The 25,938-nt window shown below is 56.7% G+C and carries 21 protein-coding genes and 3 rRNA genes; 21 read left to right on the forward strand and 3 right to left on the reverse strand.

The window, feature by feature from the left end; translation table 11 throughout:
• Positions 1-138: 138 nt before the first annotated feature.
• From ACGHP1_RS01730 to ACGHP1_RS01750, 5 genes are all read left to right on the forward strand, one after another.
• Positions 139-1,649 (forward strand): 16S ribosomal RNA (locus tag ACGHP1_RS01730).
• A 265-nt stretch (positions 1,650-1,914) separates the two neighbouring features.
• Positions 1,915-4,749, forward strand: a 23S ribosomal RNA gene (locus ACGHP1_RS01735).
• Between the two features lie 127 nt (positions 4,750-4,876).
• Positions 4,877-4,993: ribosomal RNA gene (gene rrf / locus ACGHP1_RS01740) — 5S ribosomal RNA — on the forward strand.
• The 16S, 23S and 5S rRNA genes sit together here, the layout of an rRNA operon.
• A gap of 140 nt (positions 4,994-5,133) precedes the next feature.
• Positions 5,134-6,747: a TraX family protein gene (locus ACGHP1_RS01745; protein WP_390507394.1), complete on the forward strand. Its 1,614-nt coding sequence runs from the start codon at positions 5,134-5,136 to the stop codon at positions 6,745-6,747.
• Between the two features lie 147 nt (positions 6,748-6,894).
• A complete protein-coding gene (locus ACGHP1_RS01750; RefSeq protein ID WP_005943839.1) occupies positions 6,895-7,368 on the forward strand; it encodes an LURP-one-related/scramblase family protein in 474 nt (157 codons plus the stop codon).
• Positions 7,369-7,430: 62 nt separating this feature from the next.
• Here ACGHP1_RS01750 and murC read toward each other — a convergent pair whose 3' ends face one another.
• The gene (gene murC, locus ACGHP1_RS01755) at positions 7,431-8,813 is read right to left on the reverse strand and encodes a UDP-N-acetylmuramate--L-alanine ligase (protein ID WP_294648621.1); all 1,383 of its coding nucleotides are present in this window, start codon (positions 8,811-8,813) and stop codon (positions 7,431-7,433) included.
• Between the two features lie 329 nt (positions 8,814-9,142).
• Between murC and ACGHP1_RS01760 the strand changes: the two genes are divergently transcribed.
• Positions 9,143-9,991, forward strand: coding sequence for a DegV family protein (locus ACGHP1_RS01760; protein ID WP_390507397.1), 849 nt, complete (start codon positions 9,143-9,145; stop codon positions 9,989-9,991).
• A 36-nt stretch (positions 9,992-10,027) separates the two neighbouring features.
• On the opposite strand, the gene coaBC is transcribed toward ACGHP1_RS01760, so the two are convergent.
• On the reverse strand, positions 10,028-11,224 hold the full coding sequence (gene coaBC, locus ACGHP1_RS01765) for a bifunctional phosphopantothenoylcysteine decarboxylase/phosphopantothenate--cysteine ligase CoaBC (protein ID WP_097774290.1): 1,197 nt from the start codon (positions 11,222-11,224) through the stop codon (positions 10,028-10,030).
• A 228-nt stretch (positions 11,225-11,452) separates the two neighbouring features.
• Between coaBC and ACGHP1_RS01770 the strand changes: the two genes are divergently transcribed.
• The 11 genes from ACGHP1_RS01770 to ACGHP1_RS01820 all read left to right on the forward strand — a co-directional run bounded on the left by ACGHP1_RS01770 (position 11,453) and on the right by ACGHP1_RS01820 (position 21,863).
• Positions 11,453-12,349, forward strand: coding sequence for a type III pantothenate kinase (locus tag ACGHP1_RS01770; protein ID WP_390507399.1), 897 nt, complete (start codon positions 11,453-11,455; stop codon positions 12,347-12,349).
• 28 nt (positions 12,350-12,377) lie between these two features.
• Entirely contained in the window at positions 12,378-13,358 is a 981-nt protein-coding gene (locus ACGHP1_RS01775; protein ID WP_332375874.1) for a Gfo/Idh/MocA family oxidoreductase, read from the forward strand.
• Between the two features lie 142 nt (positions 13,359-13,500).
• Positions 13,501-14,094: an ECF transporter S component gene (locus ACGHP1_RS01780; RefSeq protein ID WP_005943857.1), complete on the forward strand. Its 594-nt coding sequence runs from the start codon at positions 13,501-13,503 to the stop codon at positions 14,092-14,094.
• Positions 14,095-14,231: 137 nt separating this feature from the next.
• Complete coding sequence (locus tag ACGHP1_RS01785; RefSeq protein WP_390507401.1) at positions 14,232-15,026, forward strand: NAD(P)-dependent oxidoreductase; 795 nt, start codon at positions 14,232-14,234, stop codon at positions 15,024-15,026.
• A complete protein-coding gene (locus ACGHP1_RS01790) occupies positions 15,023-15,613 on the forward strand; it encodes a dipicolinate synthase subunit B (protein WP_390507403.1) in 591 nt (196 codons plus the stop codon). The genes ACGHP1_RS01785 and ACGHP1_RS01790 overlap by 4 nt, the downstream gene beginning before the upstream one ends.
• 96 nt (positions 15,614-15,709) lie before the next feature.
• Positions 15,710-17,050 carry a D-alanyl-D-alanine carboxypeptidase family protein gene (locus tag ACGHP1_RS01795; protein ID WP_294648618.1) on the forward strand — a complete coding sequence of 447 codons (1,341 nt, stop codon included), beginning with the start codon at positions 15,710-15,712 and terminating at the stop codon, positions 17,048-17,050.
• Positions 17,051-17,121: 71 nt separating this feature from the next.
• Entirely contained in the window at positions 17,122-17,688 is a 567-nt protein-coding gene (gene rfbC, locus ACGHP1_RS01800) for a dTDP-4-dehydrorhamnose 3,5-epimerase (RefSeq protein ID WP_097777386.1), read from the forward strand.
• A 6-nt stretch (positions 17,689-17,694) separates the two neighbouring features.
• A complete protein-coding gene (locus tag ACGHP1_RS01805) occupies positions 17,695-18,504 on the forward strand; it encodes an ABC transporter permease (protein ID WP_390507406.1) in 810 nt (269 codons plus the stop codon).
• Positions 18,505-18,516: 12 nt separating this feature from the next.
• Entirely contained in the window at positions 18,517-19,260 is a 744-nt protein-coding gene (locus tag ACGHP1_RS01810) for an ABC transporter ATP-binding protein (protein WP_005943870.1), read from the forward strand.
• A 1-nt stretch (position 19,261) separates the two neighbouring features.
• A complete protein-coding gene (locus ACGHP1_RS01815) occupies positions 19,262-21,163 on the forward strand; it encodes a glycosyltransferase (RefSeq protein ID WP_390507408.1) in 1,902 nt (633 codons plus the stop codon).
• 163 nt (positions 21,164-21,326) lie between these two features.
• Positions 21,327-21,863 carry a DUF5662 family protein gene (locus tag ACGHP1_RS01820; RefSeq protein ID WP_390507410.1) on the forward strand — a complete coding sequence of 179 codons (537 nt, stop codon included), beginning with the start codon at positions 21,327-21,329 and terminating at the stop codon, positions 21,861-21,863.
• 134 nt (positions 21,864-21,997) lie between these two features.
• Here ACGHP1_RS01820 and ACGHP1_RS01825 read toward each other — a convergent pair whose 3' ends face one another.
• Entirely contained in the window at positions 21,998-22,123 is a 126-nt protein-coding gene (locus ACGHP1_RS01825; RefSeq protein WP_005943878.1) for a hypothetical protein, read from the reverse strand.
• Between the two features lie 311 nt (positions 22,124-22,434).
• On the opposite strand from ACGHP1_RS01825, the gene rsxC reads away from it, so the two are divergent.
• Genes rsxC through rsxE form a run of 4 tightly spaced genes read left to right on the forward strand, consistent with a single transcriptional unit; the run spans position 22,435 to position 25,937 of the window.
• Positions 22,435-23,751 carry an electron transport complex subunit RsxC gene (rsxC, locus tag ACGHP1_RS01830; protein ID WP_242959231.1) on the forward strand — a complete coding sequence of 439 codons (1,317 nt, stop codon included), beginning with the start codon at positions 22,435-22,437 and terminating at the stop codon, positions 23,749-23,751.
• Entirely contained in the window at positions 23,751-24,710 is a 960-nt protein-coding gene (locus ACGHP1_RS01835; RefSeq protein ID WP_291012736.1) for an RnfABCDGE type electron transport complex subunit D, read from the forward strand. Before rsxC ends, ACGHP1_RS01835 begins: the two co-directional genes overlap by 1 nt.
• The gene (locus ACGHP1_RS01840; protein WP_097777392.1) at positions 24,707-25,255 is read left to right on the forward strand and encodes an FMN-binding protein; all 549 of its coding nucleotides are present in this window, start codon (positions 24,707-24,709) and stop codon (positions 25,253-25,255) included. Before ACGHP1_RS01835 ends, ACGHP1_RS01840 begins: the two co-directional genes overlap by 4 nt.
• A gap of 16 nt (positions 25,256-25,271) precedes the next feature.
• Entirely contained in the window at positions 25,272-25,937 is a 666-nt protein-coding gene (gene rsxE / locus ACGHP1_RS01845) for an electron transport complex subunit RsxE (RefSeq protein ID WP_005943886.1), read from the forward strand.
• Position 25,938 lies beyond the last annotated feature (1 nt).

Consider the following 25,938-nt stretch of genomic DNA (forward strand, 5'->3'; position numbering starts at 1 on the left):
ACAATATCGAAAAACTTGCAAGGAACCTTTTAAGTGTTTGGAAAAACACTAAAAACAATTCCAAAAGTAATTCACACAGGACGCAAGCGATTGCGTGCTGAGCGAACAAGATTTAACACTTTTAAGTGATAAATATCATTTATAAAGAGTTTGATCCTGGCTCAGGACGAACGCTGGCGGCGCGCCTAACACATGCAAGTCGAACGAGCGAGAGAGAGCTTGCTTTCTCGAGCGAGTGGCGAACGGGTGAGTAACGCGTGAGGAACCTGCCTCAAAGAGGGGGACAACAGTTGGAAACGACTGCTAATACCGCATAAGCCCACGGGTCGGCATCGACCAGAGGGAAAAGGAGTAATCCGCTTTGAGATGGCCTCGCGTCCGATTAGCTAGTTGGTGAGGTAACGGCCCACCAAGGCGACGATCGGTAGCCGGACTGAGAGGTTGAACGGCCACATTGGGACTGAGACACGGCCCAGACTCCTACGGGAGGCAGCAGTGGGGAATATTGCACAATGGGGGAAACCCTGATGCAGCGACGCCGCGTGGAGGAAGAAGGTCTTCGGATTGTAAACTCCTGTTGTTGGGGAAGATAATGACGGTACCCAACAAGGAAGTGACGGCTAACTACGTGCCAGCAGCCGCGGTAAAACGTAGGTCACAAGCGTTGTCCGGAATTACTGGGTGTAAAGGGAGCGCAGGCGGGAAGACAAGTTGGAAGTGAAATCTATGGGCTCAACCCATAAACTGCTTTCAAAACTGTTTTTCTTGAGTAGTGCAGAGGTAGGCGGAATTCCCGGTGTAGCGGTGGAATGCGTAGATATCGGGAGGAACACCAGTGGCGAAGGCGGCCTACTGGGCACCAACTGACGCTGAGGCTCGAAAGTGTGGGTAGCAAACAGGATTAGATACCCTGGTAGTCCACACCGTAAACGATGATTACTAGGTGTTGGAGGATTGACCCCTTCAGTGCCGCAGTTAACACAATAAGTAATCCACCTGGGGAGTACGACCGCAAGGTTGAAACTCAAAGGAATTGACGGGGGCCCGCACAAGCAGTGGAGTATGTGGTTTAATTCGACGCAACGCGAAGAACCTTACCAAGTCTTGACATCCCTTGACAGGCATAGAAATATGTTTTCTCTTCGGAGCAAGGAGACAGGTGGTGCATGGTTGTCGTCAGCTCGTGTCGTGAGATGTTGGGTTAAGTCCCGCAACGAGCGCAACCCTTATGGTCAGTTACTACGCAAGAGGACTCTGGCCAGACTGCCGTTGACAAAACGGAGGAAGGTGGGGATGACGTCAAATCATCATGCCCTTTATGACTTGGGCTACACACGTACTACAATGGCGTTAAACAAAGAGAAGCAAGACCGCGAGGTGGAGCAAAACTCAGAAACAACGTCCCAGTTCGGACTGCAGGCTGCAACTCGCCTGCACGAAGTCGGAATTGCTAGTAATCGTGGATCAGCATGCCACGGTGAATACGTTCCCGGGCCTTGTACACACCGCCCGTCACACCATGAGAGCCGGGGGGACCCGAAGTCGGTAGTCTAACCGCAAGGAGGACGCCGCCGAAGGTAAAACTGGTGATTGGGGTGAAGTCGTAACAAGGTAGCCGTAGGAGAACCTGCGGCTGGATCACCTCCTTTCTAAGGAGTCAGGCGAAAGAGCGACATCGAAGATGGAGATCTTTCGGACAGGTAACAAACGAGAAGAGTAGATATTGTTCGATTTTGAGGGCCCTGAAAAGGACACTCAAAGACGTACCTTGAAAACTGAATAATAACTGCGAAACAAAGATTATAGTAAGTTCTTTTTAAGAAATATTGCAATTTCAAAAGGAAGGGTAACAATAATCTTCGTTGGCAAGAGAGAATCAAGAGGATACCAAATGTTCCAAGAGAACGTTTGAAAGGTCAAGCGAACAAGGGCGCAGGGCGAATGCCTTGGCACTGGGAGCCGATGAAAGACGTGATAAGCTGCGATAAGCTTCGGGGAGCTGCAAATAAGCATTGATCCGGAGATCTCTGAATGAGGAAACTCACCTGGGTTCATACTCAGGTACGTTATACTGAACTTCAAAATAGGTATATCGAGGGAACCGCCTGAACTGAAACATCTAAGTAGGGCGAGGAAGAGACATCAAACGAGATTCCGTAAGTAGTGGCGAGCGAACGCGGAAGAGGGCAAACCGAGAGTAGAAATACTTTCGGGGTACGGAGCGCATTTAGGACTTAAGTTGTTAACCGAACGGCATGGGAAGGCCGGTCAGAGAGTGTGAGAACCACGTAGGTGAAAACGACAAGAGCCGAGCGAATTCCAGAGTACGGCCAGACACGTGAAACCTGGTCGGAATACGGGGGGACCACCCTCCAACCCTAAATACTACCCAGTGACCGATAGCGTATAGTACTGTGAAGGAAAGGTGAAAAGCACCCCGGGAGGGGAGTGAAAAAGAACCTGAAACCCTGTGCCTACAAGCACCTAGAGCGCGTCAAAGCGTGATAGGGTACTTTTTGTAGAACGGTCCGGCGAGCGATTGTATGCAGCAAGGTTAAGGACTTAAGGTCTGGAGCCGAAGCGAAAGCGAGTTTGAAAAGGGCGTTAAGTTGCATATAATGGGCCCGAAACCGGGTGACCTACCCATGGTCAGGTTGAAGTGGAAGTAAAATTCCATGGAGGACCGAACCGACCTCCGTTGAAAAGGCGGCGGATGAACTGTGGGTAGCGGAGAAATTCCAATCGAACCCGGAGATAGCTGGTTCTCCCCGAAATAGTTTTAGGACTAGCCTCAAGTTAGATACCTGGAGGTAAAGCACTGAATAGCCTAGCGGCCGAGAGGTTAGCGAAGCTTATCAAACTCAGAATGCCAGAGTATTGATGCTTGGGAGTCAGACAGTGTCAGATAAATGTCATTGTCAAAAGGGAAACAGCCCAGATCTACAGCTAAGGTCCCAAAGTCAGGTTAAGTGGAAAACGATGTGAAGATACGTAGACAACCAGGATGTTGGCTCAGAAGCAGCCACTCATTCAAAGAGTGCGTAATAGCTCACTGGTCGAGCGTCTTTGCGCGGAGAATTTAACGGGGCTAAACCTGACACCGAAGCTTAGGCAATACAGCAATGTATTGGGTAGGGGAGCGTTGTATACGCGGTGAAACAGTAGCGCAAGCGGCTGTGGAGTGTATAGAAGTGAGAATGCCGGAATGAGTAGCGCGAATGCAGTGAGAATCTGCATGGCCGAAAGCCTCAGGTTTCTGGAGGAAGGTTCGTCCGCTCCAGGTTAGTCGGGAGCTAAGGTGAGGCCTAACGGCGTAGCCGATGCACAGACGGTAGAGATTCCGTCACCACCAAAAGAGTTAAGCACAGGGACACATATGAAGTCTCGGAGCCGGGTGTTGGTTCCGGTAGCGATCGAGGGAAGTTAGTACCGAAGTCCGGGATGGAAGATGGCGAGAAAAGCTGTGTGAATTTCTGCGGTGCCCGTACCGCAAACCGACACAGGTAGGTAGGAAGAAGATTCTAAGGCCAACGGGAGAAGGGTTGTTAAGGAACTCGGCAAATTGACCCCGTAACTTCGGGAGAAGGGGTGCTGCAGCAATGCAGCCGCAGAGAATCGGCCCAAGCAACTGTTTACCAAAAACACAGGTTTGTGCTAAATCGAAAGATGACGTATACGAGCTGACGCCTGCCCGGTGCTGGAAGGTTAAGAGGAGATGTGCAAGCATTGAATCGAAGCCCCAGTGAACGGCGGCCGTAACTATAACGGTCCTAAGGTAGCGAAATTCCTTGTCAGGTAAGTTCTGACCCGCATGAAAGGCGTAATGATTTGGGCACTGTCTCAACAGCCCGCCCGGCGAAATTGTAGTACCGGTGAAGATGCCGGTTACCCGCGACAAGACGGAAAGACCCCATGGAGCTTTACTGTAGCCTAATATTGGGTTTCGATGTTGCATGCACAGGATAGATGGGACACTGGGAAGCAGGTGCTTTGGCGCTTGTGGAGTGGCCGTTGGGATACCATCCTTGCGATATTGGAATTCTAACCTGCGCCTTTGAATCAAGGCGGGGGACATTGTTAGGTGGGCAGTTTGACTGGGGCGGTCGCCTCCTAAAGAGTAACGGAGGCGTTCAAAGGTTCGCTCAGCTTGAACGGAAATCAAGCAAAAGAGTGCAAACGCAGAAGCGAGCCTAACTGCGAGACTGACGGGTCGAGCAGTAACGAAAGTTGGAGTTAGTGATCCGGTGGTATGTGAGTGGAAATGCCATCGCTCAACGGATAAAAGTTACCCTGGGGATAACAGGCTGATCTCCCCCAAGAGTCCACATCGACGGGGAGGTTTGGCACCTCGATGTCGGCTCATCGCATCCTGGGGCTGTATTCGGTCCCAAGGGTTTGGCTGTTCGCCAATTAAAGCGGTACGCGAGCTGGGTTCAGAACGTCGTGAGACAGTTCGGTCCCTATCTGTCGTGGGCGCAGGATATTTGATGGGAGCTGTTCCTAGTACGAGAGGACCGGAGCGGACGTACCTCTGGCGCACCAGTTGTTCTGCCAAGAGCATAGCTGGGCAACTATGTACGGATCGGATAAACGCTGAAAGCATCTAAGCGTGAAGCCGACCCAAAGATAAGATATCCCATTGTTTCAAACAAGTAAGACCCCTTGAAGACTACAAGGTTGATAGGCACGATGTGTAAGTGGAGCGATCCATTCAGCAAGCGTGTACTAATAGGTCGAGGGCTTGACCACAATTCGCTTGAGACTCTGAGAGTCAACGAAAAAATGTAAGCAGTGATTATTCAGTTTTGAAGGCACGTCCTTCTAAGAAACACTGGACAAAGTACAACAAACATGTTATACTGGTTCAGTCAGATCGGTCGGTGTCGATGACGGTGAGGTTCCACCTGTTCCCATTCCGAACACAGAAGTTAAGCTCACTTGTGCCGAAGATAGTTCGCTGGAAACGGCGCGTGAAAATAGGTAGTCGCCGACTTGAACAGAAAGCTCTGAGATGAAAGTCTTAGGGCTTTTTTGTTTGCGTTTTGGGGCAAAAAATAGTATCATAAAGGCAGAAACTTATACTTTCTACAGATTTTCCTGTTACACTGAATGCACAAGGAAAGGAGAGCCTGTATGGAAAAATTGACGAAAAAAGGGCTGGACGGTACCCAGCTCAAGACCATTGCACTGGTGCTGATGGTACTGGATCACATTCATTATTTCTTCGAGTTCACCGGCTGCATCCCGACGGTGTTCAGTATGCTGGGGCGGCTCAGTGCGCCGCTGTTTCTGTTCTGCACGGTAGAGGGCTTTGCCCATACCCATGACCGCAGGCGGTATTTTATCCGCATCTGGGCTATCGGCGCAGCCATGGCGGCGCTGGAATTTTTTATGATTTACGCCAAGGCCTTCCGGCGCGGGGATGGCTTCTACCCGCAGAATGCTATTTTTCAGGATTTTGTGCTGCTGTGCATCGTCTGGCAGGGCATTGACTGGCTGCGGGAGAAAAAATTCGCAAAGGGCATTGGCGCCATTGCCGCCGTTTTGTGCTGGCCGTATGTGGTGGTAGTATTTCTGCTGCTCTTCCCCGGGGTACAGGAGATGCCCATTGCTTCAACGATCGTGGCCTTTGTCATTACAAGCCCGCTGCCCATGTGGACAACCATCACGGACGGCGGCTGGAGCTTTTTGCTGGGCGGTGTGCTGCTGTATGCCCTGCGGGGGCATCGCCGCGTACAGCTGACGGCATGGGCCGTGCTCATTTTCCTATGTGATTTTGTGCCGACCTTTGGGATGCTTTGCAGACAGGCGGATTTTGTGTGGACGCAGATGTTCACCGACTACTACGAGTGGTTCGGCGTAGCGGCGGTGCTGCTGATGCTGTGGATCCAGAACGGCGGGCTGTTTCTTCCCGCGAATCAAGCTGCACAGGCCTGTCAGAAAGCCGCACAGGACGTTTTGCCAGGCATGACCGCCGCTACTTTTGACGAGACGCAGCTGGACTCCTTGTGCCGTTACGCCCTGTTTGCCGCGCCGGACAGCAGCGAGGTGCTGGCCACCAACATGGATGCCGGGCACTTGCAGCGGGCAATGGAGAACCGACAGGGGAAAACCCGCTGGCATTTTGGCTACACGCAGTATTATATGACATCAAAATTGCAGGACGGAACGGTTTGCCTGCTGCAATTTGACTATGCCGTGCCCTACTCCGACCCTGCGCTGCGGGGCGTGCTGCCGGATATGCAGACCGTGCACTGCATTCTGGGCATTCTGCTGCTGATAGGGGCAGTGGTGTGGAGCACCCACAGGACAGGGCGCTTCCTGACCCGGGAGACCGAAAAGCTGACCGCCGCAGCGCAGGCGGTGGCACGGAAGGAGCTGGACAGCGCGGTGTTTTCCGGCGCGAAGGTGCGGGAGTACGAGAGCGCTTTGCAGGCATTGCAGACCATGGGCGATGCACTGACCGGCAGCTTACAGAAGCAGTGGGCCATGGAGCAGCGGCAGCGGGAGCGGATCATTCAGCTGTCCCACAAGCTGAAAACGCCGCTGACCATCATTGAGGGCAACGCGGAGCTGCTGGCAGAGGATGACGGCCTGACCGCAGAGCAGAAAACGCAGGTGGAGTCTATTTTGCAGGGCGCAGAGCAGACCCGCACCTATCTTGGCAAGATCCGCGCCGAAGTGCAGACACCACTGAAATACAAAACGAAAAAGAATGACAAAACATGCCGAATCGTAGAAAACTGAACGGCAAACGGCAGCCCCGCCCGGAGAATGTTCCGGGCGGGGCTGCTTCGGGATTGCACGATGAGGCAGAATCTGGTATGATGGAAAAAAGCGGAAGAACCGCACGAAAAGGACGTCCCAAATCGTATTCCGAGTGAGGTGAGGAAGATGAAACTGCTTTTTAGACAGCGTGCATTCAGCTGGTTTGACAGCTACGACATCTACGACGAAAACGAAAACACCGTGTATGTGGTCAAGGGGCAGCTGTCCTGGGGGCACTGCCTGAAGATCTACGACCCGGAAGAACAGCAGGAGCTGGGCACCGTCAAGGAAGAGATCCTGACCTGGCTGCCCAAGTTTGAGCTGTACGAGGGCGAGACCTGCATCGGTACCCTGAAAAAGGAGCTGACCTTCTTCAAGCCGAAGTACAACATCGACTTCAACGGCTGGCATGTGGAGGGCGATGTATTCGAGTGGGACTATACCATCACCGGCCCGGACGGCGGCACGGTGGCTGCCGTGTCCAAGGAACCGTTCCACTGGACGGACACCTACGTTCTGGACATCACCGACCCGAAGGATGCGCTTTATGTGCTGATGTTCGTGTTGGCCATCGACGCGGAAAAGTGCTCGCGGAACTGACCCGGATCAACGAAAAAAAGAGGAACGACAGCTGTCGTTCCTCTTTTTGTATAGCAGATTCTTTACTGGTTGTCGGCCACCATCATCTTGCTGGCCTTGTAGATGTCGCCGCAGCCGAGGGTGATGACCAGATCGCCCTCCCGGGCGTTCTGCTTGACCCACTCGGCGGCCTCCTCCAGACTGTTCACCAGAACAGAGCCGGGGATCTGAGCGGCCAGTTTTGCACTGGTAATGGTGGGATCGTTGGGCTCACGGCTGCCCATGATGGGAGTGAGCACCGTGATGTCGGGGATCTTGAGCACATCCACAAAGTCGTTGAACAGCATCTTGGTGCGGCTGTATGTAAACGGCTGGTGGACGGCGATCAGACGCTTGTAGCCCATCTCCTTGGCAGTGTTCAGGGTAGCGCGCAGCTCGGTGGGATGATGTGCATAATCGTCCACGACCAAAGCGCCGTTACACTCGCCGTAGACCTCAAAGCGGCGGCCGGCACCCTTGAAATTCAGGGCGGCATCGGCGCACTGCTCCACGGTCAGACCGACGAAGCGGCAGACGGCGCACATGGCAAGCGCATTGTAAATGTTGTGGTAGCCGGGCACAGCCAGACGGATATGGCCGGTGACCTTGTTCCACTCCTTCAGGTCGAACTCAAAGAAGCCGGGTTTGTATTCGTTCACGTTCAATGCCTGATAATCGCCGTCGTTCTGGATGCCGAAGGTGCGCACGCGGCGGTCCAGCGTGTACATGACATCCATGGTGTTCTTGTCGTCCGCATTGGCAAAGATCATGAACTTGGTCATCAGGGCAAAGCGCTTGAAGGCGAATTTCAGTTCGCCCATGCTGCCGTAGTAATCCAGATGGTCATTGTCGATGTTCAGCACAACGGACAGGTACGGGGTCAGTTTCAGGAAGGTCTCGGCAAATTCACAGGACTCAATTACGATATCGTCGCCCTTGCCAGCCTTGCCGTAGCCATTGATCAGCGGAAGCTTGCCGCCGATGACGGCAGACGGGTCGCGGCCTGCCAACTCCAGCGCAGTGGTGATCATGGAAGTGGTGGTGGTTTTTCCGTGAGTGCCGGAGACGCAGATGCTCTGTTTGTACAGGCGGCTCACGTAACCCAGCAGAACGCTGCGCTCGATGGTGGGGATGCCGTAGGAGGCAGCGGCATTCAGCTCCACGTTATCTTTGGAAATGGCGGCAGAGTAGACCACCATGTCGGTGCCGATCACATTATCGGCGCTGTGACCCAGGCTGACCTTGACACCCATCTCACGCTCGTAGCGGATGATACTGCCATCCAGCACATCGCTGCCGGAGATCTCGTAGCCTTTTGCGGCAAGGATCTGGATGAGCGGATACATGCCGCTGCCGCCGCAGCCGATGAAGTGGATCTTTTTTACATTGTCCAGCAGGTGCTGGTTGTAATCGGTGTACATGAACATATAAGGCAACCTCCAAATAAATAACGGCCGCAGAGCAGACCGATTCAATCCATTCTATTAGGATACATCTTATTATATAATTTTTGGCGGACAAAATAAACAGGTAAACCCGAATTTTCGGAAAGAACCATAAATCCAATTCGGAATTTGTGATAAGTGTACAAGAAAACCGAAACCGGGAACTTCTTCATAAAAGATTTACATTTGCCTTTACAAAATACTTAACAACTTTGAATCATCTGTGGTAAAATAGAAAAGGACAATTTTTTAAGGGATCGTTGGTGCGGCCGACAGAGGATGCAGAACGGTTTTATAAAAGGAGAAATAATGTGAGAATCAAGATCACAGCGGACAGCACCTGCGACCTGTCCGAAGAGCTTTTGGCACAGTGGGACATTGCCCTGATGCCCATGCACATTCTGATGGGCGAGGATAGCTATCTGGACGGCGTAACGATCCACCCGGCAGATGTGTTTGCCTATGTGAATGCGGGCGGCAAAATGCCCAAATCCGCCGCCGCAAATCTGGTGGAATATACCGAATTTTTTGAGCCGTTTGCCAAAGAGTGCGATGCGGTGATCCATATTTCGGTCAGCAGCAAGCTTTCGTCCTGCTTCCAGAATGCGAAGCTGGCGGCAGGCGAATTCGAGAATGTCTATGTGGTGGACAGCCAGAATATCTGTACCGGGCAGGGCTATCTGGTGCTGAAAGCGGCCAAGTGGGCTGCAGATGGCCTGCCCCCTCGCAACATTACGATACGGCTGCAGAGCCTTGCCAAACGGGTAGAGCTGAGCTTTGTACTGGACCGGCTGGACTTTATGGCCAAGAGCGGCCGCTGCTCCGGTGTGCTGGCCTTCGGGGCAAACCTGCTGGGCATCAAGCCCGCACTGGAAGTGATCGACGGCGAACTGAAGGTAGTCAAAAAATACCGCGGCAGCCTGCCCATCTGCGTGGGCAAGTACATCACCGACCGTCTGGTGGAACGCGACGACATCGAGGACAGCCTTGTGTTCATCTCCTCCTGCCAGCCGAAGCCCGGCTGCATGGACGCAGTGAAGGCGGGGCTGAAGAAATACGGCAGCTTCAAGGAATGCCACGAGACAGACATCGGCACCACCATCGGCGGCTATTCCGGCCCGGGTACCATTGGCATCGTGTTTGCACGGAAGGAAAAATAAAAAAGTGGCTGTTGCACATGCAACAGCCACTTTTTCTCACTGGGAGCGGCGTTTTAAAATTTCATCCAGAATGGCATCGGCCACATCGGCCTTGCTCATCAGCGGCAGCTCACGGGTGCCGTCCGGGGTAATGAGGGTGACTACATTGGTGTCCACGCCAAAACCGGCACCGGCCACTTTCAGGTTGTTGGCAACCACCATGTCCAGATTCTTTTTGGTCAGCTTTGCAGAGGAGTTCTCCACAAGATCGCGGGTCTCCATGGAAAAACCGCACAGGAACTGGTGGGTCTTTTTGGGGCCGATGGTGCCCAGAATATCCGGCGTGCGTTCCAGAGGGATGGACATGTCGCCGTCCTTTTTTTTGATCTTGTCGTTTGCCACGGCAGCGGGGCGGTAGTCGGCCACGGCAGCGGCCATAATGAGCACATCCGTAGCATCAAAGCGGCTGGTGACGGCTTCGTACATCTGCTGAGCAGTGGTCACGGGCACATCGGTGGTAAACTTGACCGGCTGCAGGGCAGTCTCGCCGTGGATAAGGGTGACATCCGCGCCGCGCATGGCGGCGGCACGGGCAAGGGCATAGCCCATCTTGCCGGTGGAATGGTTGGTGAGGTAGCGCACCGGGTCCAGCGGCTCCTGCGTGGGGCCGGCGGTGACGGCAATGCGCAGACCGGCAAGATCTTTGGGCCGGGCAATGGCATGCAGGATATACTCGATCAGCACATCTTCCTTAGGCAGACGGCCGCTGCCAACATCCTTGCAGGCCAGCACGCCGCTCTCGGAGGGGATCACCGTGAAGCCGTAGCGTTCCAGCGTGGCGATATTATCCTGCGTAATGGGGTTTTCCAGCATTCCGGTATTCATGGCCGGAGAAACGAGCTTGGGGCACTTTGCAGCCAGCACTGTGGTGGTGAGCATATCATCGGCGATGCCGTGGGCCATCTTGGCGATGACGTTGGCAGTGGCCGGGGCGACAAGGATCACATCGGCTTTTTTTGCCAGCGAGATGTGGGTGACTTCAAACTTGAAATCCCGGTCAAAGGTATCCACCATGCACTTGTGGCCGGTAAGCGTTTCAAATGTAACAGGGGTGATGAACTGGGTCGCATTTTTGGTCATGATGACCTCCACATCGGCTCCCAGCTTGCGCAGTGCGCTGGCCACGTTGGCCATTTTATAGGCGGCAATGCCGCCGCTTACGCCCAGAAGGACGCATTTTCCGTTCAGATCCATTGGTAAAACCTCCTGCAAAAACGTACTGTTTCCACATTTCTTACCTTAGTATAATGCAAAAGTTCCGCCAGCACAACAAAATCTTTGTACAGGCTTGTAATTGGGAACAAAATGCGGTAAAATACAGCTTGACAAAGAATAGACAGACTGCGGTGAGGGGCAGGCCATCGGGGAGCTTTCTCCGCCGTCCTGCCGGATACTGCCGCGTTATAAAGGGAAAACAGAATTATGATCTTAGCCATTGATATAGGCAACACCACCGTCGCCCTTGGGGGCATTCGGGACGGACGTGTATGCTTTGTGGCGCGCATGGACACGGTGCGCACCCGCACGGCTGCAGAATATCGTGTCGAAATGGATAAAATTTTTGCGCACCGCCGCCATCCTGAGCGCCCCATGCGCTTTGAGGGCGCTGTGCTCACCAGCGTGGTGCCCCAGATCACCGGGGCACTGGCTGAGTGCGCCCGCCATTATACGGGCAGGAAGCCGGTCATCGTCTCGCCGGAGATCCGAACCGGACTGACCATGGGCGTGGATGAACCCCACGCTGTGGGCAAGGATCGCCTTGTGGATGCGGCTTATGCGGCGGCGAATTTTCCGCTGCCGGTGGTCACGGTGGACCTTGGCACTGCCACGACCTTTAATGTGGTGGACGAGAACCGCGTGTTCCGGGGCGGTGTCATCTGCCCGGGGCTTTCCACCGGGCTGCGGGCACTGGGCGACCGCTGTGCCCAGCTGCCGCAGGTGCATCTTGGCTCGCCCAAAAGCGCCATTGGCACCAACACCGAAAAATGCATGCTGTCCGGCTCCGTGATGGGCACGGCTGTGCTCATTGACGGCATGGTGCAGCGCATTGAGGAAGAGCTTGGCCGTCCGGTCACTCTGGTGGTAACAGGAGGGCTGGCAAAGTATGTGACACCGCTGTGCCGCCACCCGCTGACCTACGACCCGGAGCTGCTGATGAAGGGACTTGCCCTTTTGTACCAGCTCAATGCGTCCCAGCCGCAGCACCACGGTGCGGGCGGCGGCAGGCACTATGGCCGGCAGAACCAGCACGGCCATGCAAAACAGCGCACCTACCCCCAAAAGCGCACCCGCCGCGAGCCGGAAGCGCTGGTAGGCTGACCAACGACAGGATGGGGAGAAAAATCAGATGAAATTAGGCATTCTTGGCACGGGCAAGATCGTGCGGGAATTTTTGCCATGGCTTGCAGAGCACACGCCTTTTACGGTGCAGGCCATCTGCAGCACCGAGCGCAGCGCCGAGCTGGCTCAGAGCCTTTGCGGACAGTACGGCGTGCCGCAGCATACCACCAATTTTCTGGAACTGCTGCAGTGGGTGGATGTGGTGTACATTGCAGTGCCGAACCTGCAGCATGTGCGCTATGCCCGCGTGGCGCTGGAAGCAGGCAAACATGTTATTGTGGAAAAGCCGCTGGCACCCACGGCGGCCCAGACGGAAGAACTGGTAAATCTGGCACGGCACAAAAAGGTGTTCCTGTTTGAAGCCATCACCACCCAGTACCTTGAAAACTACGCAAAGATCCGGGAGCTGCTGCCCCGCATTGGCACCGTGAAGCTGGTACAGTGCAATTTCAGCCAGTATTCCAGCCGGTACGATGCCTTCTGTGCAGGCGATGTACAGCCTGCCTTTGACCCGGCCTGTGCCGGCGGTGCCCTGATGGATCTTGGCGTATATAATGTAAGCTACATCGTGGGCCTGTTCGGGGAGCCGAATCAGGCCAAATATACCGCCAACATGGAGCGCGGCATCGACACCAGCGGCATCCTGACCATGGATTACAGCGGCTTCAAGGCCGTGAGCATCGCCGCCAAGGACTGCGCGGCCCCGGCCCGGTACATCATTCAGGGCACGAAGGGCTATATCATGCAGAAGTCCACCGCCAACTGCTGCGGCGGCATCACCTTCCACCCTAACGAGGGCAAGGAAGAGCACTATAACCTGAATGGCGGCAGGCCCCGGCAGGCGGCAGAGTTTGAAGCCTTTGCCCGTGCGCTGGAGAGCGGAGATCAGGAGCTGTGCGGCCGGATGCAGGATACCACCATCGCTGTGAGCCGTGTGCTCACGGTGGCCCGCCGCAATGCGGGCATCCGCTTCCCGTGCGACCGCTGAAAAAGCCTTTCCCATTGGAACACGCCCTGACAAAAACGCGCTCCAAATTGTTTGAATATTTACTTTAAAACCCGCATAGAGCGGGCAGGTTTGCGCCGTATCCGACGTATAGGGCGGAACGGCAGCAGGAGGAAAACTGAATATGAAAAATACGAAAACTCTTACCCGTGTGGCGCTGCTGGTTGCCATTGAGCTGGTCATGAAGATGGTGGGTCTGGGCAGTGTGCCTGTGGGCCCGCTGTACATGAGCTTCCTGACCCTTCCCATTGCAGTGGGTGCCATCACCATGGGCCCCGCTGTGGGCGCACTGCTGGGCGGTGTGTTCGGCGCAGTGAGCTTCTACGATGCCATCACCGGTGCTTCCGCTATGACGGGTGCGCTGTTTCAGGTGAGCCCTGTGAACACCTTTATCCTGTGCGTGGGCATGCGCGTGTTGATGGGCCTGTGCTGCGGCCTGATCTTCAGCGGCCTGAAGCGCTTTGACAAGCCCGGCACCTGGAGCTACATCCTCAGCGCCATGAGCGCACCCTTCCTGAATACGGTGTTCTTCATGGGCTGGATCGTGCTGGCCTTCTACGGCTGTGACTACGTGCAGAACCTGGTGTCCGTCAAGGGCGCTGCGAACCCCTTCATGTTCGTGGTGCTGCTGGTCGGCGTGCAGGGCGTGGCCGAGTTCCTTGTCTCCGGCATTCTGGGCGGCATCGTAGCCCGTGCTGTGGCAAAGTTCGTAAAATAAAAGATGTGCCGGATGTCAGGGCGGCGCATTCTATAATCGTGATAAAAAACTCCTCCGGCGAAAGCTGGAGGAGTTTTTTCACAACAAATATTTCTCCTGCATAGGATGGCCCACGAGCAGGCAAAGGGGGATGCGGCATGGAAGCGAAAAAGCTGTTTGCGGTGGTGGGCACCGATGCCCGGCAGGCGGCGGCAGGCCGGGTGCTGGAACAAGCAGGTTATGCGGTGGGCGGAGCCGAACAGGTTGCACTGGCAGATTATATCCTGCTGCCTCTGCCGCTGGATGCGGCCCGCACCCCGCTGGCAGAGCTGCTGCGGGCTGCAAAACCCGGCGCGGTGGCACTGGGCGGCAGGCTCTCAGTTCAGGCAAAGACCATCGCACAGAAAGCTGGCGTGGAGCTGGTGGATTACTTTGCCCGACCGGAGCTGACGGTGTACAATGCCATCCCTACGGCGGAGGGCTGCATTGGCATCCTGCTGGCCGAGCGCACCCGTACCCTGTGGGGCACAAACCTTCTGCTGCTGGGCTTTGGCCCGGTGGGGCAGGCGCTGGGGGCGCGGCTGGCGGCACTGGGGGTAAATGTGACTGTTTGTGCCCGGCGCGCCGAACAGCGTGCGCTGGCCGAGAGCCTTGGTCTGCGGGGTGCAGAGCTTGCCCGGCTGGCCGCGCTGGCTCCGGCCTTTGATACGGTGGTGAACACCATCCCGGCCCCGGTGCTGACCGAGCCGGTGCTGGCGGCTCTGCGGCCCGGCAGCCTGATCGTAGATCTGGCATCAAAGCCCGGCGGCACCGACTTTGCTGCGGCGCAGCGGCTGGGCTGCAAGGCCATCCATGCGCTCAGCCTGCCCGCCGCCTGTGCACCGGACACGGCTGGGGAAGCGGTGGCACGCACCGTGCTGACCATTTTGCGGGAGCGGGAGGAACACATATGAGAACGCAGAAAAAAGGACGCATTGCATTTGCAGTGTGCGGCAGCTTCTGCACACTGGAAGCGGCGCTTGCGGCAGCGCAGCAGCTGACAGAACAGGGCTGGGAGCTGCTGCCCATCATGAGCTTTGCCGCAAAGCAGGATACCCGCTTTGGCACCGGGCAGTTCTGGCAGGAACGGCTGGAAGCCCTTACCGGCCATGCAGTGTTGGACACGTTGCAGGCCGTGGAGCCGCTTGGCCCTAAAAAGCTGGTCAGTGCACTGGTGATTGCGCCCTGCACCGGGGCCACGCTGGCACGGCTTGCGGCAGGCATTTCCGATACGCCGGTAACGCTGGCGGCAAAAAGCCTTTTGCGGGTGGGATGCCCGGTGGTGGTGGGCGTTTCCACAAACGACGGGCTGGGCGCATCGGGGGAGAACATGGCCCGGCTCTACCAACGCAAGCATTACTATTTTGTGCCCTACGGGCAGGATGACCCCATCCACAAGCCCAACAGCCTGAAGGCGGACTTTGCCCGTCTGCCCGCTGCACTGGACGCTGCGCTGGCCGGGCTGCAGCTGCAGCCCGTTCTGCTGCAAAACAACGTCTGAATGGCTTTTCAGCCGGGACAAAATGTGGTATACTGAATTTGATGCTTTGCCGGTGCAGTACGACGGGCAGAAAAACGCTCAATGGAGAAAAACCAGATGAAAAAACTGACAGCGGCGCTGTGCGTTGTGCTGCTTATGATCTGCGTGTTCGTGCCGGGGGCAGCGGCGGCTGGCCCTGCCCTTGGTGCCACCCGCGCTTACTGCATCATCGATGCAGACACCGGCCTTGTGCTGGCACAGCAGAATATGAACGAAGAGCTGCACCCGGCATCCATCACCAAGGTGATGACGCTGGGCCTTGCCTGCGAAAAGGCGCAGGGGAACTGGGATGATATAAAGCTCACCGTGACCCACGAGGATGTTTACTCGCTGGCAGGCACCGATTCCAGTCACATTGCCCTGCGCGAGGGCGAAGAAGTGCCCCTGACCGATGCGCTGTATGCCACCCAGATGGCCAGTGCCAACGACGGCGCGAACCTGCTGGCCGAATATGTGGGAGAGGGCACCATCGCGGACGGCGTGGCAAAGATGAATGCGCGGGTAGAAGAGCTGGGCCTTGCGCACACCCACTTTGCAAACCCCCACGGCATCAGCGACGAGGACCACTACACCAGCTGCTACGATATGGCGCAGATCCTGCGCTGGGCACTGGAGCAGCCGGGCTTTGAGCAGGTGTTCACCCGCAATGAGATGTACACCATGGACCCCACCAACATCCAGCCCGTGACCCGCTACTTTTCCCAGCAGGACAAAATGCGCATTGGCTCCAGCCGGTACTACATCTCGTCCATTCTGGGTTCCAAGCTCGGTTATACCAACACGGCCCGCTACAGCTACGCCTGTCTGGCGGAGCAGAACGGCGTCCGGCTCATCTGCGTGACCATGCAGAGCGAGCTGAGCACTGATAAATACAACGATATGCGCACCCTGCTGGATTATGCGTTCAGCACCTTTACCGGCTACACCGACCTGCCCGCGCAGGGCATCACAGCACCGCTGAGCGTGGTGGGCGGCGGCGGGAGCCTTGGCACCGTGACCGTCTCCGACCCCGGCGTGCGGCTGCTGCTGGCCAACGGCCTGACTGCCGACGATGTGGAGGTGACGCTGGAACTGCCGGAAAGCTATGTCCTTGGCTCCGACCCGGAGGTGTACGCTGTGTACACCGTCCACGGCGGCGAAAAGCAGGAGAGCACCAGCGTGCGTGTGGATGCGGAGATTTCCGGCCTGCCTGAACTGCTGGAGAACAGCACCGGTCAGGAGTTGGAAGCGGCCAAGGCGGTAAAGCCCCAAAGCCATGCATTCTGGCTGCTGGGCATCTCGCTGGGGTCCACCGCAGCGGCAGCGCTGGTGACTTTTCTGGTGGTGCGGTTCATCACTTGGCGGAAGAAACGCCGCAGAACGCGCACGGAACAGGGACAGACCCGCCGCGGCAAATAAGCGCAAAAGCCTGCGTCGAACAGACTTTTCCAGATAAAACAAACATGCTTCACAAAAGAGAGGTACAAAATATGGGCAAGTTTACGTTTACTCAGACCGAGATCCCCGGTGTTGTGGTCATTGAGCCGCAGGTGTTCGGCGACGACCGCGGCTATTTTATGGAGACCTATCAGAAGGATCAGTTTGCCGAAGCCGGCATCGATAAGGAATTCGTGCAGGACAACCAGAGCCGCTCCACCCGCGGCGTGCTGCGCGGCCTGCACTTCCAGAAGGAGCACACGCAGGGCAAGCTGGTGCGCGTGACCAAGGGCGAGGTGTTCGATGTGGCCGTGGATTGCCGCCCCCACAGCGCCACCTTCGGTAAGTGGGTGGGCGTGACCCTTTCCGAGGAAAACAAGAAGATGTTCTACATCCCGGAGGGCTTTGCACACGGTTTTCTGGTGCTGAGCGATGTGGCAGAGTTCTGCTACAAGTGCACCGATGTGTACGACCCCACCAGCGAGGGCGGCATCCCCTACGATGACCCCACCGTGAACGTGCAGTGGCCGGACTGCGGCTGCGAGCACAAGACCAGCGCAAAGGACAAGCTGCACGAGCCCTTTGCTGCACAGAAGTTTGAATATTTTGAAAAGTGGTGATCGCCTGTGGCAAAATTCAAAGCAATGTGGAACGGCTTCTGGTGCTACCGCTATCTGCTGTGGAACCTCGTCAGCTGTGACTTCAAGCTCAAATACCGCCGCAGCGTGCTGGGCGTGGTGTGGAGCGTTCTGAACCCGCTGCTCATGTGCCTTGTGTACTGGGCCGTGTTCAGCAGTCTGATGGACATGCGCGGCAGCGGCATCGACAACTTTGCCGTGTTCCTGATGTGCGGCCAGCTGCTGTTCAACTTCTTCAACGAGGCCACCTCCACCGGCATGAGCAGTGTGCTGGGCGCTGCGCCCCTGCTCAAAAAGGTGTATATCCCCAAGTATATCTTCCCGCTGGAAAAGTGCTGCTTTGCCATGGTGAACTGCGTGTTCAGCTTTGTGGCGCTGCTGCTGGTCATGATCTTTACCGGTGCACCCTTCCACCTGACCCTCATCGAGGCGGTCTACCCGCTGGTGACGCTGTTCTTCTTCAGTCTGGGCGTGGGCCTGCTTCTGGCAGCGGCTACCGTGTTCTTCCGGGATATCATGCACATCTGGAGCGTGTTCATCACCGCATTGCTGTATTTTTCCGCCATCTTCTACGACCCCACCCAGATGACCTTTTCCATCGGCGGGTTCAACATGCAGCAGATCATCAAGCTGAATCCCATGTACTGGTACATCACAGGCTTCCGCCGTACCGTGATGTGGGGCATCCCGCTGGATTTCAACATGTTCGCGGTGTGCGGCTGCTGCGCCGTGCTCTCCATGCTGGTGGGCGTGTGGGTATTCCGCAAAACGCAGGACCGCTTTGTGCTGCATATTTAAGGAGGAAGAACAATGGAACCGATCATCAAAGTGGACAATGTTTCCATGTGCTTCAACCTCTCCAAGGAAAAGCATGAGAGCCTGAAGGAATACTTCCTTGCCATGGTGCAGGGCCGCCTGCAGTACGATGAATTTTACGCCCTCAAGGACGTGAGTCTGGACATCATGCCCGGCGATTTCTATGGCCTTGTGGGCCTGAACGGCTCGGGCAAGTCCACCCTGCTCAAGACCATTGCGGGCGTGTACAAGCCCAGCAAGGGCAAGGTGACGGTCCGCGGCTCCATCGCCCCGCTCATCGAGCTGGGCGCGGGCTTTGATATGGACCTGACTGCCCGCGAGAACATCTACCTGAACGGCACGGTGCTGGGCTTCTCGCCCAAGTATCTGGACGAAAAGTTTGATGAGATCGTGGAGTTCAGCGAGCTGCAGAACTTTCTGGATGTGCCGCTCAAGAACTACTCCTCCGGCATGGTGGCCCGCATCGGCTTTGCCATTGCCACCATCACCAAGCCCGATATCCTCATTGCGGACGAGGTGCTTTCGGTGGGCGATTTCCTGTTCCAGCAGAAGTGCGAAAAGCGGATGCAGGAGCTGATGGCGGGCGGCACCACGGTCATTCTGGTGTCTCACTCCATTGAGCAGATCGAGCGCATGTGCAGCAAGGTGGCATGGCTGAGCCACGGCCACCTGAAAATGAACGGCGATACGGCAACGGTTTGCGCGGCCTACAAGGCAACGCAGCGCGGCGAGGCCTGATATGAATGTACGACTGAAACGCGCCAGAGAACTGGCAGGCTATGCGGTGCAGCTGACGAAGGACGAGGGCCTGCCCACCATGCTCAAACGGGGCGCGGGCTTTGTCAAGCGCCGCTGCTTTGGCAAGCGTGCCCGCTATCTGCCCGCCAAAAAGGTGCTGGAAGCCCAGCGGGCCGAAATGGCCGGCAAAACGGCGGCAGACTGCGGCCTGCCCACCATCAGCATCCTGACTCCGCTGTATAATACACCGGAAAAATACCTGCGGGAATTTCTGGATTCCTTTGTGAACCAGACGGCCCCCAACGGTCAGCTCTGCCTTGCGGATGCTTCCGATGCAGAACATGCCGATGTGAAGCGCATCGTGGAGGAATATCAGACAAAGAATCAACGCATCGTATACAAAAAGATCGAAAACAAAGGCATTGCGGCCAACACCAATGCTGCGGCAGAGCTTGCCGCAGGGGAATATCTGGCCCTTGCCGACCACGATGATATCCTTGCGCCCCACGCCATGTACACCATGGGCAAAGCCATTCTGCAGCTGCGGGCGCAGGGCGAGCCGGACGGCTTCCTCTACAGCGATGAAGCACTCTTTTCCAAGAGCATCCAGCGGCCCATGGTGGCCCACTTCAAGCCGGATTACGCCCCGGACTACCTGCTGTGCTGCAACTACATCTGCCACTTGGCGGTGTTCCAAAAGGCGCTGTGGGATGAGATCGGCGGGGAGCGGCCGGAGTGCGACGGCAGTCAGGACCACGACCTGTTTCTGCGCCTTGTGGAAAAGACCAGCGGCGCGGCCCATGTGCCGCAGGTGCTGTACTACTGGCGGGTGCACGCAGGCTCCACCTCCGGCGGCACCGATGCCAAGCCCTATGTGGCGGCAGCAGCCAAAAAGGTGCTGGCCGACCATCTGGCCCGCACCGGGCGCACCGGCACCGTGGAGGACGGCCTGTTCCCCAGTACCTACCGGGTGAAGTGGGATATCGTGGGCGACCCGAAGGTGAGCATCCTCATCCCGAACAAGGACCACACCGACGATCTGGAAAAGTGCCTGCACAGCATCTGGACCAAAACCAGCTGGGAGAACTTTGAGGTTATCGTCATCGAGAACAACTCCACCGACCCGGCGACCTTTACCTATTATAAGGAAGCCCGGCAGCGCTACGACGGCCTGCAGGTGGTCAACTACCCGCAGAAGGGCTTCAACTTTTCCGGCATCAACAACTTTGGTCGGCAGTACGCCAGCGGGGATTACCTGCTGCTGCTGAACAACGACGTGGAGGTGCGCAATGCGGATTGGCTCACGGAGCTTTTGCGGCAGTGCGCCCACCCCGGCGGCGCGGCCATCTGCGGCGCGGAGCTGCTCTACCCGGACGAGACGTTGCAGCATGCGGGCGTCGTGACCGGCCTTGGCGGCTACGCGGGCCACAGCCACAAATACCGCAAGGCGGGCGGCAGCGGCTACATGTTCCGCGCTGCAACGGTGCAGGACTTTTCCGCCGTCACCGGTGCCTGCCTGCTGGTAAAGACCAGCGTGTGGGACGAAGTGGGCGGTCTGGACGAAGCCTTTGCGGTGGCCTTCAACGATGTGGATTTCTGTCTGCGGGTGCGGGATGCAGGGTACCGCATTGCGTGGACACCCTATGCTCAGCTGACCCATTACGAGAGCAAGAGCCGCGGCGGCGACGAAAAAGACCCGGTGAAAGCCCGGCGCTTTGCCGCCGAGCAGCAGCGGCTGTATGCTGTGCACGGCAAGGCGAACATCCTGCACGACCCCTACTACAACCCCAACCTGACCATGGACCGGGAGGATTTTTCTGAAAGCAATGATCTGCGCGGGCTGAAAGAGGGACGTATCACGGTGCAGTGGAGGGGAGATGCCTCGCCCTCTCAGGCGCACTGACGTGCGCCAGCTCCCCCGAAAGGGGGAGCTTTATGCGCTGTGGAGGAAAAGAAAACCTTCTGTTTGCAGGAAAAACTTGCCGATTCGCAGGGAAAAAGCTCCCCCTTCGGGGGAGCTGGCATCGCGCAGCGATGGCTGAGAGGGTTATTAGGAGGAACACCAAATGAACATCAAGGGCCATTTTGAGACCATCACCCGGCACAAGCTGCTGGTGATGAAATACTGCTTTGCCTGCGGGCTCTATGAGCAGGGCCTTGCCCACGACCTGAGCAAGTACAGCCCTACCGAGTTTATTCCGGGCTGCATCTATTATCAGGGTGACCACAGCCCCAACGAAGCGGAACGTCTGGCGCGGGGCTATTCCTCCGCGTGGCTGCACCACAAGGGCCGCAACAAGCACCATCTGGAATACTGGATCGACTACAGCACCCGGAAGGTGGGCCTTGCCGGCATGAAGATGCCCCTGCGCTATGTGTGCGAAATGGTGTGCGACCGCGTGGCTGCAAGCCAGATCTATCTGGGCGACAGGTACACCGATGCTTCCCCGTGGGAATACTACGAGCGCAGCAAGACCCACTACCTGCTCCACCCGGAGACCCGTGCCCTGCTGGAAGAACTGCTGAAAATGGTGCGTGACCTTGGGCATGACCGCACCTTTGAGCACATGAAATACCTGCTGGGCTGCGAAAAAGATTACTAAAAGGAATATTTTGCTTAAAAACACCGCTGAGGGAGACACGGCGGTGTTTTTTGTATGCCATAAAACAACACATCCCCCAGCCCGGGCGGCACATGCCGTTCAGGCTGGGGGATGCTTTTTGTGCAAGACGGGTGTTACTGCTCGTTCTCGTAGATCTGGATATAACGGGGTGCGTTCTTATCCTGAATGAACAGCAGCGCGGCGGTCAGGGCCACCGCCAGAGCAGTGAGGACGGCGAGCAGTGCTTTGAGAACCTTCATCGTTTCAAGCCTCCTTGGTAAGTCTGGCGCGGAGCGGGGGACGTTCCGCAGTTTTTGGTTGCCCTTAGTATAGCATAATCCGCATGCAAAGGCAAACACCGGATACAGGAAGAAAAATACGGTGGTTAGTTGTATATAACCACAAAAAATGAAAAGAAAGTTCAGGAAAACACATCATTTTTGTGCCATTGTCGTTGACTTCCCACGCCAAAATGATACAATAAACATGTTAAGCAGCTGCTGTCCCTGTACCAGTGCGCCTGCATGGGCGTGGGGGCGGCAATTCAAGCAGAATGGGGGATTTGAATTCCATGTTGAACAAGCTGAAACGTGCGGCGCTTGGCGCGCATACGCCGCATGACAAGGCAACTGCTGCAAGCAAACCGATCCCGATGCCTCTGCCCGCGCAGGTACGCATCCTCATGAGCCAGCACATCGGCGCTCCCGCAAAAGCTCTGGTCAAAAAGGGCGACGAGGTGTTCGTTGGTACAAAGATCGGCGAGGCTGGCGGCTTCGTCTCTGCAAACATCCACTCCAGTGTCTCCGGCACGGTTGCCGCAGTGGAGCCCTTCCGTCTGTCCAATGGCCGCATGTGCGACTCTGTCGTCATCAAGACCGATGGCAAACAGACCGTGGACCCGGCTGTCAAGGCACCGGAAGTGACCGATAAGGCCAGCTTCCTCAAGGCTGTGCGTGAGTGCGGTCTGGTCGGTCTGGGCGGCGCAGGCTTCCCGACCGATGTAAAGCTGCAGCCCAAGCAGCAGGTGGATACCCTGCTGATCAACGCTTCCGAGTGTGAAGTGTGGCTGACCAGCGATACGCAGGAGATGCTGAACTGCAGCGATGATATCATCCGCGGCATCAAGGCCGTGTTGCAGTACACCGGCATCCCGAAGTGCGTCATCGGCATTGAGAACAACAAGCCCGAGTGCATCGACTTGCTGTGCAAAAAGACCAATGGCGACAGCACCATCGAGGTCAAGCCCCTGCCCAGTGTCTACGGCACCGGCGCAGAGCTGATCCTTATTGAAAAGTGTCTGGGCCGCGAAGTGCCCCACGGCGGTCTGCCCGCAGATGCCGGCGCTATCGTCATGAACGTGACCAGCGTCTCCACCCTTGGCAAGTATCTGGCTACCGGTATGCCGGTGGTCGAGCGCACCATCACCGTGGACGGCGACGCCTGCGCAAAGCCCCAGAACATCGTTGTCCCCGTGGGCACTGCCTATCAGGACATCATCGATTTTGCGGGCGTCAAGGGCGAGCTGGGCAAAGTGGTTGCCGGCGGTGCCATGATGGGCCCCGCTGTGGAGAACCTGAGCTACCCCACCACCAAGACCACCTCCGGCCTGATCTTCCTGAGCAAGGCCGCTGCAGAGCCTGCACCGGTGAATCCCTGCATCCGCTGCGGCCGCTGCGTGGAGTACTGCCCCATGGGTCTGGAGCCTGTGGAGGTCAATCAGGCATACGCTGCACGCGATGTGCAGGAGCTGGGCAAGCTGCATGCAGACTACTGCTTCAACTGCGGCAGCTGCTCGTTCGTCTGCCCGGCAAAGCGCCCTGTTACCCAGATGATGAGTCTGGCAAAGGCGTTCTACCTTGGTGAAATCAAAAAAGGAGGCAATAAGTAATGGATACGAAGCTTATTGTTTCGGCTTCCCCGCATGTGCGCAGCGAAGAGACCACCCAGAGCCTGATGGCCAACGTGATCGTCGCCCTGTGCCCCTGCGTGGTGGCCTCTGCCATCATTTTTGGTATGCGTGCACTGCTGGTAACAGCCGTGTCCGTGGTGGCCTGCGTGGTTTTTGAGTGGCTGTACTGCAAGCTGCTCAAGAAGCCCAACCCCATCAGCGACCTGTCCGCCGTCGTCACCGGCATCATTCTGGCTATGAACGTGCCCGTGGGCATGCCCATCGGCCAGCTCATCATCGGTGATCTGGTGGCCATCGTCATCGTCAAGCAGCTGTTCGGCGGCATCGGCATGAACTTTGCAAACCCCGCTCTGGTGGGCCGTATCGTGCTGTTCATCAGCTTTGCCGGTTCCATGAACAAGTGGGTGTTCCCGGATGCAGCGGTGGATCAGCTGTCCAGCGCTACCCCGCTGGCTGTGGCCGATAAGTCCAAGCTGAGCCTGCTGGATCTGTTCATGGGCATCCACGGCGGTGTGCTGGGCGAGACCTGCGCACTGGCCATCGTGCTGGGCCTGATTTATCTGGTGGCCACCAAGACCATCAGCATCGCCATCCCGGCTTCTTACGTCGGCAGCATGTTCGTGTTCTACCTCATTGCTACCCACAGTGTGCACGAGGCTCTGGTTGCCGTGCTGAGCGGCGGCCTGCTGTTCGGTGCCGTGTTCATGGCTACCGACTACGTTACCAGCCCCTTCACCCTGAAGGGCAAGCTGGTGTACGGCGTGGCACTGGGCATCGTCACCTTTGCCATCCGTTACTGGGGCAGCTACACCGAGGGCGTGTCCTTCGCACTGCTGTTCATGAACCTGTGGGTTCCCTACATCAACGATCTGACCCGTCAGACCCCGTATGGCTACATCAAGCCTGCAAAGAAAGCAAAGGAGGGTGCTGGCAAATGAGTAAGTCTTCCAACTGGGAGAGCACCATCAAGCCCATTGTTGTGCTGAGCGTTATCTCCCTGATCGCCAGCCTGCTGCTGGCACTGGTGAACGGTATGACCGCCCCGGTCATTGCCGAGAACACCAAGCGCACCACTCTGGCCGCTTATGTCGGCGTGCTGCCCTCCGTTTCGGATGCCAGCGAGCTGGAAGAAGTGACCGATTACACCACCGCCGGCATCACCGGCGTGGTCAAGGCTCCGGACGGCAGCACTGCCATCAAGGCCGAGGAAAAGGGCTTTGACGGCGGCATCCTGACCGTCATCATGGGCTTCGACGCCAACGGCGCCGAGACCGGCATCTGGGTGGACGCTTCCACCCAGACCAAGGGCATCGGCTCCAACGTGAGCAGTGACGACTTCCTGGCGCAGTTCGACGGCATGGACGGCACCCAGAACATTGTGATGAATCAGGATTACGACGCCTACAGCGGCGCAACCATCTCCTCCACCGCACTGTTTGCTGCCATCAATGACTGTGTCAACTGCTACAACGAGCTGGCGTAAAGGAGGTTGGTAAGAAATGGCACAAGAAAATAAGTCCAAGGTAAGCATCCTTACCAACGGCATTATCAAAGAAAACCCCGTTCTGCGTCTGGTTCTGGGTACCTGCTCCATTCTGGCAGTTACCACTGCAGTTTCCAGCGCTCTGGGCATGGGTGCCGCCTTCACCTTCGTGCTGGTGTGCTCCAATATCATGATCTCCCTGCTGCGCAAGGTGATCCCCGGCAAGGTGCATCTGCCCTGCTACATCGTCATTATCGCAAGCTTCGTGACCATCGTTCAGATGTTCATGCAGGCTTACATGGAAAGCCTGTACAACGCTCTGGGTGTGTTCCTGCCCCTGATCGTTGTCAACTGTATCATTCTGGGCCGTGCCGAGATGTTCGCCTGCAAGAACAGCATCGTGGACTCCGCACTGGACGGCGTGGGCATGGGCGTTGGCTACACCCTCACCGCTACCCTGATGGCATCCATCCGTGAGATCCTGGGCAGCGGCACATGGCTGGGCTTCCAGGTGATCCCGGAAAGCGTTGCCAAGGTCTCCATCATGACGCAGGCCCCCGGCGCATTCTTCTGCTTTGGCCTGTTGATGGCCGGCTGTGTGTGGCTGGAAGGCAAGCTGGATGCCCGCATCGAGCGCAAGAGCTGCTGCGACCTTGATAACCTGAAGAAGGAGGCAGAATAAG

Origin of the sequence: Faecalibacterium sp. i21-0019-B1 (assembly GCF_042852915.1) — a bacterium.
Lineage (GTDB): Bacteria > Bacillota > Clostridia > Oscillospirales > Ruminococcaceae > Faecalibacterium > Faecalibacterium taiwanense.